Source organism: Haemophilus influenzae, from assembly GCF_003494325.1.
Taxonomy (GTDB): Bacteria; Pseudomonadota; Gammaproteobacteria; order Enterobacterales; family Pasteurellaceae; genus Haemophilus; species Haemophilus influenzae_I.
In genome coordinates this window covers 379,900-392,575 of the sequence record NZ_QQIK01000002.1, presented here as the reverse complement: position 1 = coordinate 392,575, position 12,676 = coordinate 379,900, and the positions used below count along the sequence as shown (strand labels likewise).

Sequence of the window (12,676 nt, the reverse complement as noted above, 5' to 3'; positions counted from 1 at the left end):
AAAATGGCAATGGGTGAATTTGATTTAATTAAACGATATTTTCAGCAACAAATATTAGTTGATGATTCCATTCAATTATCTATTGGCGACGATTGTGCGCTGGTTTCCGTGCCAGAGAATTATCAGCTTGCCATTACGACCGATACAATGGTAGAAAATACGCATTTTTTACCAACCATTTTACCTACGGACTTGGCTTATAAGGCGGTTGCAACAAATTTAAGTGATCTTGCTGCAATGGGGGCACAGCCAAAATGGGTTTCACTGGCATTAACTTTGCCAAATGTAGATGAAAATTGGATTTCAACATTTAGCCAAAGTTTATTACACACGTTAAAACAATACAACGTCACATTAATTGGTGGCGATACTACAAAAGGTAATTTGTCTATTACGATTACGGCACAAGGTTTTGTCGAAAAAAACAAAGGAATTTGTCGGCATAAAGCGCAAGTTGGCGATTTAATTTATGTTTCAGGCACCTTAGGCGATAGCGCGGCAGGTTTAACACAAATTTTATTGGGCAAAAGTGCGGTTGATTCTGATGATGTTTTTTTGCAACAACGACATCTTAGACCCACACCTAGAATTGAACTTGGGCGGGCGTTAATTAATATTGCTCATGCTGCCATTGATCTTTCCGATGGGCTAATATCTGATTTAGGGCATATTCTTGAACGAAGTCAATGTAGTGCTGAAGTTGAACTGACTGCATTACCTCTTTCATCATCGATTTTAAATAAATATGATCGCACTCAAGCGGAACAATTTGCCTTAAGTGGTGGCGAAGATTATGAACTCTGTTTTACTATACCGCCCAAATCTAAAGATGAATTAGAATTACGCTTGAAAAAACTGAACGTGCCTTGTACTTGCATTGGTAAAATCACTGAAAAGTGCGGTGACTTTTCTCCCCGTTTTTTACGGGATGGAAAACCTGTGAATATAACTTTTTCAAGTGGTTTCGATCATTTTAAGGAATCAAAATGACAGAAAATAATCCTCTTAAAAAAATCTTTCTTTTAAATCCTATTCATTTGCTTGCCGTTGGTTTTGGCTCGGGTTTAATTTATCCAGCACCCGGCACTTGGGGGAGCTTAGCTGGAACAATTTTAGGTGTGATTTTACTTTCCTTATTAGGCGTAAAAATCTTTTTAATTTTCACCGCACTTTGTTTTCTACTCGGTTGCTACCTTTGCCAAAAAACTACTGCAGATATGGGCGTACACGATCATGGTTCTATCGTCTGGGATGAATTTGTCGGTGTATTTATTGTATTAGCAGCGATACCGTCATTATCTTGGCAATGGATTTTGGCTGCTTTTGCGTTATTCCGCTTTTTTGATATTTTAAAACCGTTCCCAATTCGTTATTTTGACGAAAAACTCGAAAATGGTTTTGGCATTATGATCGATGACGTTTTAGCGGCAATTTATGCCGTGATTGTCGTATTTGCAATTCAGTATTGGATGTTGTGATGCTAAATTTAATCATTGTGCATTTATTTGGATTAATGACGCCAGGGCCTGATTTCTTCTATGTAAGTCGGATGGCGGCAAGTAACTCTCGTCGTAATACAGTTTGTGGCATTTTAGGCATAACGCTTGGTATCGCTTTTTGGGGAATGCTTTCTATGTTGGGATTGGCGGTGTTGTTCGTTACCATTCCAGCATTACATGGCGTTATTATGTTGCTAGGCGGTAGTTACTTAGCATATCTCGGTTTTTTAATGGCTCGCAGCAAAAAATACGCTCAATTTGAACCGCACTCTGATACTGAATTTAATCAGCAAACCACAATCAAAAAAGAAATTTTGAAAGGGCTTTTCGTGAATTTATCCAATGCAAAAGTCGTGGTGTATTTTAGTAGCGTGATGTCGCTTGTCTTAGTAAATATCACTGAAATGTGGCAAATTATCTTGGCTTTTGCAGTGATTGTGGTAGAAACATTTTGTTATTTTTATGTGATTTCATTGATTTTTTCACGTAATATTGCCAAGCGTTTATACAGTCAATACAGCCGTTATATTGATAATATGGCGGGTATTGTATTTTTATTTTTTGGTTGTGTGCTTGTTTATAACGGCATCAACGAAATAATTCATTAATAGAAAAGGAAGTAACATGACATTAAAAATTGCAATCGCTGGTGCTGGCGGAAGAATGGGGCGCCAATTAATTCAAGCGGTTCATTCTGTGGAAGGCGTAGAACTAGGTGCGGCTTTTGAACGCAAAGGATCATCTTTAGTTGGGACGGATGCGGGAGAATTGGCGGGAATTGGTCATCTTGGCGTTGCAGTTTCAGATGATCTTGAAAGCCAAAAAGATAAATTCGATTTATTAATCGATTTTACTCGACCAGAAGGCACCCTTGAACATATTGCATTTTGCGTAGCGAATAATAAAAAAATGGTGATCGGTACAACAGGTTTTGATGAAAATGGTAAAGTGGCGATTAAAGCAGCTTCAGATAAAATTGCTATTGTGTTTGCATCAAATTTCAGTGTTGGCGTGAATTTAGTCTTCAAGCTTTTAGAAAAAGCGGCAAAAGTGATGGGGGATTATTGCGATATTGAAGTGATCGAAGCTCATCACCGTCATAAAGTTGATGCGCCATCTGGCACTGCACTTTCTATGGGCGAACATATCGCAAAAACCTTAGGTCGCGATTTAAAAACTCACGGAGTCTTCTGCCGTGAAGGAATTACAGGCGAACGTAAACGCGATGAAATTGGTTTTTCAACTATTCGTGCTTCGGATGTGGTGGGGGAACACACGGTTTGGTTTGCAGATATTGGCGAACGTGTAGAAATTTCCCATAAAGCATCAAGCCGAATGACTTTCGCTAATGGTGCAGTGCGTGCTGGTAAATGGTTAGAAAATAAGGCGAATGGCTTATTTGATATGACCGATGTATTAGATTTAAATAATTTATAAATCAATTTCAATGTCACTTTCTACGTGACAGCAACATAATAAAATCTCATCAGGTTGAATAAAGGCAAGAGGCATTTCTTTATAAGACACCTTGCCTTTTTTGATCTTAACGCGACAAGAACCACAATAGCCACTACGGCATTGATATTCGTGATGAATATTATTTTTCTCGAGATGATCAAGTAAACTTGTTTCATTATTGAATTCTAATGTGGTGTTATGGCGGATAAGGTGGATTTTCATAATAACGATATGTTGTAATTTGTCGTGCCATTATATAAGGAAAAGATGAAATTATTGATAAAAACTTCACTTAGTCAGTGGATTTGCTTGAATTTTGCCAAAATTCCTATTTTTAAAATGCTAGGTTTTATAACCGCACTTTTTATTACGGCTTGTAGTTCTATTAGCAAAGAACCAGTGAAGACGGTGGATATTTATATTAAACCTTATTATTCTGCTGAAAATGGAAAAGCAGAAAATGTATTTGTACATAAAGAAATTGATCCTATGTTACGTGAAAATACGCTAAAAGGTTATAAAAGTGCGGTAAAATTTGTAGAAGAAAATCCAGCTCGCATTTCACCAATGACAATGTTTACCTTAGCCGCTCGGGCTTACGATTTTGGCTTAAGAGATGAAGCGGTTACTTGGTTTTATCGTGGACAAAATCGTTTGATTACCGCACTTTATGTGTTGGATTTACCAAAACAAACGGTGCAGGATAATACAGGGTTCAGCCATGTTGTAGGGCAGTTTGTTAATGCTTATGCGTTTTGCAATTTTGATAAACAAAGTCTTGCTGCCGAAAATGCGGTGAAATGGACAATTGCGCATCCTTATGAAGTGATTTTCTTACCAGCATTACCCGCAAAATTTGCAGATCGTCAAAAAGCGTTAAAAGAAGCAGAAGAAAAATTAGTTCAGCGTTTACAGGAACAAGCCCGTTTTTTTGCTAATCCAAAAAATAAAGAAAAATGGCAAAAAGAGCGGTCAGAAAATTTTGTGAATGAACGATTTTGTTGGTAACAAGAAAAAATGGAATAGCGAATACGTTATTCCATTTTTATTTTTGATAAGCCAATGATTTTTCGCATTATTCTTTTACTTTTTAAGGACTTGGTATTATCATTACCCGGTTTTTTATTTTATAGAGAAAAGAGAAGCAGGGGAAACTATGCAACATCTGAACGAGCTTGTTGAAAAGGCAAAATCAGCGATTGAATCCATTCAGGATAAAAGTTTAACGGCTTTGGATGAAATCCGTGTCGAATATTTTGGTAAGAAAGGGTATTTTACGCAATTAATGCAAGAATTGCGTAACGTGTCAGCTGAAGAACGTCCTGCGATGGGTGCAAAAATTAACGAAGCAAAACAAGCTGCGTTAGAATTTTTAAATGCAAAAAAAACGGAGTGGGAACAGGCTGAACTTAACGCAAAATTAGAAAAAGAACGTGTAGATGTCAGTTTACCTGGTCGCAAAGTTGAAACCGGTGGCTTACATCCAGTTACCATGACGATTAATCGTGTAACAAAATTTTTCTCAGAACTTGGCTTTTCAGTTGAAAATGGCCCAGAAATTGAAAGTGATTATTACAACTTCGATGCGTTAAATATTCCTAAACATCACCCAGCACGTGCCGATCACGATACTTTCTGGTTTAATCCAGAATTATTACTTCGTACTCAAACTTCTGGCGTGCAAATTCGTACTATGGAAAAAATGCAACCACCAATTCGCATTATGGCACCAGGACGTGTATATCGTAATGACTACGATCAAACGCACACGCCAATGTTCCATCAAATTGAATTGCTTTATGTGGATAAAAAAGCAAATTTCACCGAATTGAAAGGCTTATTGCACGATTTTTTACGTGCTTTCTTTGAAGAAGATTTACAAGTGCGTTTCCGTCCATCTTATTTCCCATTCACAGAGCCTTCAGCGGAAGTGGATGTGATGGGTAAAAACGGTAAATGGTTAGAAGTGTTGGGCTGTGGTATGGTGCATCCAAATGTGTTGCGTAATGTTGGTATTGATCCGAATGAATATTCTGGTTTTGCAGTGGGAATGGGCGTTGAGCGTTTAACAATGTTACGTTATAACGTAACAGATTTACGTTCGTTCTTTGAAAACGACTTACGTTTCTTAAAACAATTTAAGTAATTTCTCGGATTTGAATTAAAAAGGATAACAACAAATGAAATTTAGTGAACAGTGGGTAAGAGAATGGGTGAACCCTGCGGTGTCCACCGAGCAATTATGCGAGCAAATTACCATGCTTGGCTTAGAAGTAGATGGAGTGGAAAGCGTTGCGGGTACATTTAATGGTGTCGTTGTTGGTGAAGTGGTGGAATGTGCACAACATCCAGATGCAGATAAATTACGTGTAACTAAAGTGAACGTAGGCGGTGATCGTTTATTGGATATTGTGTGTGGCGCAGCAAATTGTCGTCAAGGCTTAAAAGTGGCTTGTGCAACAGAAGGTGCGGTATTACCTGGCGATTTCAAAATTAAGAAAACGAAATTACGTGGTCAGCCATCAGAAGGGATGCTTTGTTCATTTTCTGAATTAGGTATTGATGTTGAAGCTGACGGCATTATTGAACTGCCACTTGATGCACCAATTGGTACTGATTTACGTGAATATTTAGCTTTAGATGATAATGCCATCGAAATTAGCTTAACGCCAAACCGTGCGGATTGTTTGAGCATCGCAGGTATTGCGCGTGAAATTGGTGTGGTAAATAAACAACTCGTAAATCAACCGCACTTTGAAGCAGCGCCAGCAACAATTTCTGATAAAGTTCAAATTGATTTACAAGCACCAGAAGCTTGCCCGCGTTATTTATTACGTGTGATAAAGAACGTCAATGTAAAAGCACCATCGCCAATGTGGATGCAAGAAAAATTGCGTCGTTGTGGTATTCGTTCTATCGATCCTATTGTCGATATTACTAACTACATTTTGCTTGAGCTTGGTCAGCCAATGCATGCGTTTGATGCGGCTAAAGTTGCACAACCCGTTCAAGTTCGTTTAGCAAAAGAAGGTGAAGAATTAGTATTATTAGATGGTTCAACTGCAAAACTTCAATCAAATACTTTATTAATTGCTGACCAAAATGGGCCTTTAGCAATGGCAGGGATCTTTGGTGGTGCTGCAAGTGGCGTGAATAGTGAAACGAAAGATGTCATTTTAGAATCCGCATTTTTCGCTCCATTAGCGATTGCAGGCCGTGCAAGACAATATGGTTTACATACGGATGCATCGCACCGTTTTGAACGTGGTGTGGATTTTGAATTAGCCCGTAAAGCAATGGAACGAGCAACCGCATTATTACTTGAAATCTGTGGTGGTGAAGCGGGTGAGATTTGTGAAGCAAGCAGTGAAACTCATCTTCCTAAAGTCAATACAGTTCAACTTCGCCGTAGTAAATTAGATGCTCTTTTAGGTCATCATATTGAAACAGAAAGCGTAACAGAAATTTTCCACCGTCTTGGTTTCGATGTTACTTATGCAAATGATATTTGGATGGTAACTTCTGCAAGCTGGCGTTTTGATATTGAAATCGAAGAAGATTTAATTGAGGAAGTGGCACGTATTTATGGTTATAACAGCATTCCAAACAATGCGCCATTAGCGCATCTACGCATGCGTGAGCACAAAGAATCTGATTTAGATTTAGCTCGAATTAAGACCGCACTTGTGGATGCAGATTATCAAGAAGCTATTACTTATAGTTTTGTGGATCCAAAAATTCAAAGTTTATTACATCCACATCAAGAAGCACTTGTATTGCCAACCCCAATTTCTGTGGAAATGTCCGCAATGCGTGTGTCTTTAATGAGTGGTTTATTAGGTGCAGTGCTTTATAACCAAAATCGCCAACAATCCCGTGTTCGTTTATTTGAAACAGGATTACGTTTTGTGCCAGATGCCAATGCTGAATTTGGCGTGCGTCAAGAATTTGTTTTAAGTGCGGTGATTACTGGAACGGCAAAATCTGAACATTGGGCAGGTAAAGCAGAATCTGTAGATTTCTTTGATCTTAAAGGCGATTTAGAATCAGTACTTTCTTTAACAGAAGGTGGTAATAGAGTTCGTTTTGTTGCAAAACAATTTGATGCATTACACCCTGGTCAATCTGCTGCTATTGAATTAGATGGTCAAGAAATTGGTTTTATTGGTGCAATTCATCCATCTATTAGCCAAAAACTTGGCTTAAATGGCAAAACTTTTGTATTTGAAATTCTTTGGAATGCAATTGCGGCACGTAATGTGGTGCAAGCAAAAGAAATTTCTAAATTCCCAGCAAACCGTCGTGATTTAGCTTTAGTCGTCGCGGATAGCGTACCAGCAGGGGAATTAATCGCAGCATGTAAACAAGCAGGTGGCGAAAAATTGGTGCAAGTGAACTTGTTCGATGTATATCAAGGTGTGGGCGTCGCTGAAGGCTATAAGAGTTTAGCGATTAGCTTAACTGTCCAAGATAATGAAAAAACACTTGAAGATGAAGAAATTAATGCAGTGATTTCAGCAGTATTAGCGGAGGTAAAACAACGCTTTAATGCTGAATTAAGGGATTAATATGGCTACGATAACTAAACTTGATATTATTGAATATTTAAGCGATAAATATCACTTATCTAAACAAGATACGAAAAATGTAGTGGAGAACTTTTTGGAAGAGATCCGCTTATCGCTAGAATCTGGTCAAGATGTGAAATTATCAGGATTTGGTAATTTTGAACTACGTGATAAGTCATCTCGCCCAGGGCGTAACCCAAAAACAGGTGATGTTGTGCCAGTTTCTGCTCGCCGAGTAGTGACATTTAAACCTGGGCAAAAGTTACGTGCCCGTGTAGAAAAAACTAAATAGTAAGCAACAAAAAGTGCGGTGAATTTCTACCGCACTTTTCATATGAAAAGGTATGAAAGTATATAAATCATTTTTAATCGCTACTGCCTCGCTGTTTTTATTCGCTTGTTCCAGTTTTCAAAACGATGATTATGCGATGAACTATAAAGGCCAAATCGGCGATCCTATTATGGCCATAGCCATGTTGAGCGAACAACAACATGAATGGGCAGGTACACCTTATGTGCTCGGCGGCGTTTCTCGTCGTGGGGTAGATTGTTCTGGTTTTGTGCAGAAAACTTTCTTCGATCGTTTTAATCTTCGTTTGCCTAGAAGCACTGTTGAACAAGCTAATTATGGTAAACATGTACGCAAAGAAGATATTCAAACTGGCGATTTAATTTTCTTTAAAACTGGCAGAGGCCCTAATGGTTATCATGTAGGAATTTATGTAAAAGAAGATAAATTCCTTCATGCTTCCACCAGAGGGGGAGTTGTCTATTCTTCAATGAATAACCCTTATTGGTCGAAAGCCTTCTGGCAAGTCAGACGGATTTAAAAAGTATAATGCTGGAATTTTCCAGCATTTTTTTATTGTTTTTTCAACTGCTAGAAAATAAAAACCATTAAATTTATCTTCAATTATTATTTCTGTGATCCATCTCACAATCTTAATATGACAATTATCATAACCCTTTAGAGAGCGTTATATTATCTTTATGCTGTGTTAGTCGATATAGGAGAACAATATATGCTTACGACGATACTCAGCTTCCTCATTGTAACCACTGTGGTTGCGTATGTTTCTTGGTTAAAAACAAAAGGGGATGATTTAAAATCTTCAAAAGGGTATTTTTTGGCAGGGCGTGGGTTAAGCGGTTTAGTAATTGGCTGCTCAATGGTGCTGACATCGCTTTCAACTGAACAACTTATCGGCGTCAATGCGGTGTCCTATAAAGGTAATTTTTCCGTGATTGCTTGGACAGTTCCAACGGTTATTCCGCTTTGTTTCTTGGCTCTTTATATGCTGCCGAAATATTTGCGTAACGGTTACACAACAGTGCCAGAGTTTTTTGAAAGCCGTTTTGACCGTCAAACTCGTTTGATTATGTCCACGCTTTTCTTAGTGTTTTATCTTTTCATCGTAATTCCAACCGCACTTTACACAGGTGCAATTGCCTTCAATAAAATCTTCAACTTAGAAACTGCATTTGGTTTAAGTTATGGGGCTGCAATAACTTACACAGTTGTTGCCATTGGCGTTGTTGGGGCGATTTATGCAATTTTGGGTGGTTTAAAAGCGGTGGCGGTATCTGACACCATTAATGCGGTGATTTTAGTTATTGGCGCATTGCTTGTCCCATTCTTTGCCTTGATGTATTTAGGCGATGGCAGTTTCTCTGAAGGTTTACACACAATCACAACAACGCACATTGAAAAATGGAATGCGATTGGTAGTGAAACCGACGCTACACCTTGGCCGACTATTTTCACGGGCATTATGGTGGTTCACTTTTTCTATTGGACAACTAACCAAGCTATCGTACAACGTTGCTTAGGTGCGAAAGACTTAAGATCTGGTCAAAAAGGGATTTTGATTGCGGCATTATTCTTATTAACTTTACCGATTATTTTAAATCTTCCAGGTTTATTGAGTTTCCATATTTTAGGTGAAGGTATCAATCCAATTGATGCGTCTTATCCATTATTAGTAAACAAAGTATTGCCAACTTGGTTACAAGGTTTCTTTATTGCCGCATTATTTGGCGCAATTTTAAGTACCTTTAACTCATTCTTAAATTCAGCAGCAACCATTTACTGTAAAGACTTATTGCCTTCTATCAGCAAAAAAGTGCGGTCAGAAGCAGAATTAATTTCTTATGCGAAAAAAGTTTCTACCATTATGGCCATTGTTACTATGATTTTCGCGCCATTACTTATGTTTGGTACAGATGGAATCTTCTTAATCACTAAACGTTTTGCAGGATTTGTGAATATTCCAATCGTTGCTTTATTTGCCGTAGGTATGTTTAACAAAACGGTATCAGGCAAAGCGGCACGTATCGCTTTACTTGCTCACGTTATCTTGTACTTCTGCATCGTTTGGGTGTTTAATGTCAAAATCAACTTTGTGTATGTTATGGGCGGATTATTCGTGTTTGATGTAGTATTAATGCTCATCTTAGGACAATTCTTACGCCGTGAACCTTACATTGAAAACAAAGAAAACTTAGGCGACGTAGATTTAACCAACTGGAAATATTTAAAAGTAACCAGTGTGTCTTTAATGTTAGGTTTACTTGCACTTTACACATTCCTTTCTCCACTTGGTATGGCATCAGAAAATGGTAATCCATTAATGGTGCTTGGCGTATGGGCGGTGTTACAAATTATCGTGTTATTTGTTGTACGAGATAAAGAGGCGAAATAATGAACATTATTTACATTTTATTAGACCAAATTCGTAAAGATATGTTGGGGCCTTATGGTCATCAAATTGTGAAAACCCCGAATTTAGATCGATTGGCAAAAGAGGGCGTTCGTTTTAATAATGCTTTCACGCCAGCTTCTGTTTGTGGTCCTGCTCGCACTTCACTTTTTACTGGATTAATGCCGTCGTCTCACGGCATTATTAAAAATGGGGAAAAGGGCGGTATAGGCGAAATTAGCCAAGAAAAACCGAATATCGGTAAATTGGCTGGCTATAACACTTATGTTGTAGGAAAGTGGCACGTAGGTACTAAATCCGTACCCGAAGATTATGGGATTAAAGGGCATAACTTTGATGGTTATGGCTATCCTGGTAGTGGCGTATATAAAAATTTAGTCTTCAACCAACCGCCAACACACTCTAATCGTTATAAAGAATGGTTAGAAGAAAAGGGATATGAAATCCCAGAAGTAAGCCGCGCCTACTTTGGAGATAACCCACATTTACGAGTACAAGAACTTTGCGGTTTACTTTCAGGTACGAAAGAGCAAACCATCCCTTATTTCATCATTGATGAAGCGAAAAAATATATTCAAGAATCATTAGATGAAGGCAAGCCGTTCTTTGCATGGATAAACTTCTGGGGACCTCACACGCCTTGTATCGTGCCAGAACCTTATTATTCCATGTATCGAAAAGAAGATGTGGTGCTTGATAAAAGTTTCTTTACACCGTTAGAGGGCAAACCAGACCATTTCCGCACAATTTCAAAAATGTGGGGAATGTGGGAGGCGAGCGAAGATCATTGGAAAGAAGTCATCACAAAATTTTGGGGTTATATTACCTTAATTGATGATGCGATCGGTGAATTATTCGATTATCTTCAAAAACGCGGAATTTATGACCGCACTTTCTTGGTAGCAACCGCAGATCATGGTGATGCAATGGGGGCGCATCGAATGATTGAAAAAGGTGAATTTATGTTTGATGCCACCTACAACATTCCGATGATTATCAAAGATCCAAACTCTGATCGTGTAAATCAAGAAGATGATAACCTTGTTTATCTTCACGATTTAACTTCAACAGTCTTTGATTTAGCCAATCAAAAAGTGCCAGAAAGTTTTGAAGGGCAGAGCATTCTTCCGATTATGCGCCAACACCAAGATAACCAAAGAAAAGGTGTACTTGGTCAGCTTGCGGGGCATTTTGTGTATTTTGAACAGCGTATGTGGCGTCGTAAAGATTACAAACTCGTATTTAATGCGACCGATGTGTGTGAACTTTATGACATACGTAATGATCCAGAAGAAATGCACAATTTATTCTACGATCCACAATACAACAGCATCAAAAAAGAGATGTTGGAAGAAATGCGCGCAGAGATGAAACGTCTGAATGACCCACTGGAAAATTGGGTTTATCGAATTATTGACGAAATTTAATCAAAGTCGTAGATTAAGGGCGTATCTGATACGCCCTTTGTTATCTCTGCACCTTATTTATCTTTTAAAACCATAGGAATAAACATGAAAACAACATTACTAAAAACACTGACACCAGAACTTCATCTTGTTCAACATAACGATATCCCAGTTCTTCACTTAAAACACGCTGTTGGCACAGCAAAAATTTCCCTGCAAGGCGCACAACTTCTTAGCTGGCAACCACAAGGCGTAGCTCAAGATGTATTATGGTTAAGTGAAGTAGAACCATTCGAAAATGGCAATGCTATTCGTGGTGGCGTACCGATTTGTTATCCTTGGTTTGGTGGCGTAAAACAACCTGCGCACGGCACAGCTCGTATTCGTTTATGGCAGTTAAGCCATTATGATATTTCAGCGCATAAAGTGCGGTTAGAATTTGAGTTGTTTTCTGATTTAAATATTATTGAAGCTAAAGTCTCAATGGTATTTACAGATAAATGTCATTTAACTTTTACCCATTATGGCGAAGAACCAGCCCAAGCAGCATTACATACCTATTTTAATATTGGGGATATTAATCAAGTGGAAGTACAAGGTTTACCTGAAACTTGTTTTAATAGCTTAAACCAACAACAAGAAAACGTTCCGTCACCGCGTCACATTTCTGAAAATGTCGATTGCATTTATTCTGCAGAAACAATGCATAATCAAATCCTAGATAAAAGTTTCAATCGTACAATTGCACTGCATTATCATAATGCAAGTCAATTTGTCCTTTGGAATCCTTGGCACAAAAAGACGAGAGGAATGAGTGAAACTGGCTATCAAACAATGTTGTGCTTAGAAACTGCACGCATTCATCACTTACTTGAATTTGGCGAAAGTTTAAGCGTAGAAATTTCGCTTAAAGGCTAAATTTTGTTGCATAAGTGGTGTGAATACTATAGAATTCGCGGGATTTTGCTCGTTTCTCGTGGGCAACAAATTTGAAATCTTTTATTTTTAGCGAAAAGATTTTTACT

Annotated in this window: 13 protein-coding genes; 12 read left to right on the top strand and 1 reads right to left on the bottom strand. The window is 38.2% G+C overall.

What is annotated here, in order from left to right; translation table 11 throughout:
• Window positions 1-3: 3 nt before the first annotated feature.
• Genes thiL through dapB form a run of 4 tightly spaced genes read left to right on the top strand, consistent with a single transcriptional unit; the run spans window position 4 to window position 2,936 of the window.
• Window positions 4-990 carry a thiamine-phosphate kinase gene (gene thiL / locus DV356_RS05135; RefSeq protein ID WP_118806623.1) on the top strand — a complete coding sequence of 329 codons (987 nt, stop codon included), beginning with the start codon at window positions 4-6 and terminating at the stop codon, window positions 988-990.
• Window positions 987-1,478 (top strand): phosphatidylglycerophosphatase A family protein, encoded by a 492-nt coding sequence (locus DV356_RS05130; RefSeq protein WP_112119204.1) that lies wholly within the window; start codon window positions 987-989, stop codon window positions 1,476-1,478. Before thiL ends, DV356_RS05130 begins: the two co-directional genes overlap by 4 nt.
• A complete protein-coding gene (locus DV356_RS05125) occupies window positions 1,478-2,107 on the top strand; it encodes a LysE family transporter (RefSeq protein WP_162628591.1) in 630 nt (209 codons plus the stop codon). The genes DV356_RS05130 and DV356_RS05125 overlap by 1 nt, the downstream gene beginning before the upstream one ends.
• A 16-nt stretch (window positions 2,108-2,123) precedes the next feature.
• Window positions 2,124-2,936 (top strand): 4-hydroxy-tetrahydrodipicolinate reductase, encoded by an 813-nt coding sequence (gene dapB, locus DV356_RS05120; RefSeq protein WP_112119206.1) that lies wholly within the window; start codon window positions 2,124-2,126, stop codon window positions 2,934-2,936.
• Here dapB and yfaE read toward each other — a convergent pair.
• Window positions 2,931-3,179, bottom strand: a complete 249-nt coding sequence (gene yfaE, locus DV356_RS05115; RefSeq protein WP_005650353.1) for a class I ribonucleotide reductase maintenance protein YfaE — start codon at window positions 3,177-3,179, stop codon at window positions 2,931-2,933. The two genes, dapB and yfaE, sit on opposite strands and share 6 nt — an antisense overlap.
• Before the next feature lie 45 nt (window positions 3,180-3,224).
• On the opposite strand from yfaE, the gene DV356_RS05110 reads away from it, so the two are divergent.
• The 8 genes from DV356_RS05110 to DV356_RS05075 all read left to right on the top strand — a co-directional run bounded on the left by DV356_RS05110 (window position 3,225) and on the right by DV356_RS05075 (window position 12,569).
• The gene (locus DV356_RS05110) at window positions 3,225-3,965 is read left to right on the top strand and encodes a hypothetical protein (protein WP_162632297.1); all 741 of its coding nucleotides are present in this window, start codon (window positions 3,225-3,227) and stop codon (window positions 3,963-3,965) included.
• Window positions 3,966-4,113: 148 nt separating this feature from the next.
• Entirely contained in the window at window positions 4,114-5,103 is a 990-nt protein-coding gene (gene pheS, locus DV356_RS05105) for a phenylalanine--tRNA ligase subunit alpha (protein WP_105894198.1), read from the top strand.
• Between the two features lie 34 nt (window positions 5,104-5,137).
• The gene (gene pheT / locus DV356_RS05100; protein ID WP_118806622.1) at window positions 5,138-7,525 is read left to right on the top strand and encodes a phenylalanine--tRNA ligase subunit beta; all 2,388 of its coding nucleotides are present in this window, start codon (window positions 5,138-5,140) and stop codon (window positions 7,523-7,525) included.
• Between the two features lies 1 nt (window position 7,526).
• Window positions 7,527-7,817: an integration host factor subunit alpha gene (locus DV356_RS05095; RefSeq protein WP_005652847.1), complete on the top strand. Its 291-nt coding sequence runs from the start codon at window positions 7,527-7,529 to the stop codon at window positions 7,815-7,817.
• A 52-nt stretch (window positions 7,818-7,869) separates the two neighbouring features.
• Window positions 7,870-8,355, top strand: a complete 486-nt coding sequence (locus DV356_RS05090) for an NlpC/P60 family protein (RefSeq protein WP_005650361.1) — start codon at window positions 7,870-7,872, stop codon at window positions 8,353-8,355.
• Between the two features lie 192 nt (window positions 8,356-8,547).
• Complete coding sequence (locus DV356_RS05085) at window positions 8,548-10,227, top strand: solute:sodium symporter family transporter (RefSeq protein ID WP_112074704.1); 1,680 nt, start codon at window positions 8,548-8,550, stop codon at window positions 10,225-10,227.
• A complete protein-coding gene (locus tag DV356_RS05080) occupies window positions 10,227-11,672 on the top strand; it encodes a sulfatase family protein (RefSeq protein WP_118806621.1) in 1,446 nt (481 codons plus the stop codon). Before DV356_RS05085 ends, DV356_RS05080 begins: the two co-directional genes overlap by 1 nt.
• Before the next feature lie 84 nt (window positions 11,673-11,756).
• Entirely contained in the window at window positions 11,757-12,569 is an 813-nt protein-coding gene (locus DV356_RS05075) for a D-hexose-6-phosphate mutarotase (RefSeq protein ID WP_110432156.1), read from the top strand.
• Window positions 12,570-12,676 lie beyond the last annotated feature (107 nt).

Excerpts from the sequence above, each read along its gene's own strand:
- thiL (WP_118806623.1), top strand. The coding sequence starts at position 4 with ATGGCAATGGGTGAATTTGATTTAATTAAACGATATTTTCAGCAACAA.
- DV356_RS05130 (WP_112119204.1), top strand. The coding sequence starts at position 987 with ATGACAGAAAATAATCCTCTTAAAAAAATCTTTCTTTTAAATCCTATT.
- DV356_RS05125 (WP_162628591.1), top strand. The coding sequence starts at position 1,478 with ATGCTAAATTTAATCATTGTGCATTTATTTGGATTAATGACGCCAGGG.
- dapB (WP_112119206.1), top strand. The coding sequence starts at position 2,124 with ATGACATTAAAAATTGCAATCGCTGGTGCTGGCGGAAGAATGGGGCGC.
- yfaE (WP_005650353.1), bottom strand. The coding sequence starts at position 3,179 with ATGAAAATCCACCTTATCCGCCATAACACCACATTAGAATTCAATAAT.
- DV356_RS05110 (WP_162632297.1), top strand. The coding sequence starts at position 3,225 with ATGAAATTATTGATAAAAACTTCACTTAGTCAGTGGATTTGCTTGAAT.
- pheS (WP_105894198.1), top strand. The coding sequence starts at position 4,114 with ATGCAACATCTGAACGAGCTTGTTGAAAAGGCAAAATCAGCGATTGAA.
- pheT (WP_118806622.1), top strand. The coding sequence starts at position 5,138 with ATGAAATTTAGTGAACAGTGGGTAAGAGAATGGGTGAACCCTGCGGTG.
- DV356_RS05095 (WP_005652847.1), top strand. The coding sequence starts at position 7,527 with ATGGCTACGATAACTAAACTTGATATTATTGAATATTTAAGCGATAAA.
- DV356_RS05090 (WP_005650361.1), top strand. The coding sequence starts at position 7,870 with ATGAAAGTATATAAATCATTTTTAATCGCTACTGCCTCGCTGTTTTTA.
- DV356_RS05085 (WP_112074704.1), top strand. The coding sequence starts at position 8,548 with ATGCTTACGACGATACTCAGCTTCCTCATTGTAACCACTGTGGTTGCG.
- DV356_RS05080 (WP_118806621.1), top strand. The coding sequence starts at position 10,227 with ATGAACATTATTTACATTTTATTAGACCAAATTCGTAAAGATATGTTG.
- DV356_RS05075 (WP_110432156.1), top strand. The coding sequence starts at position 11,757 with ATGAAAACAACATTACTAAAAACACTGACACCAGAACTTCATCTTGTT.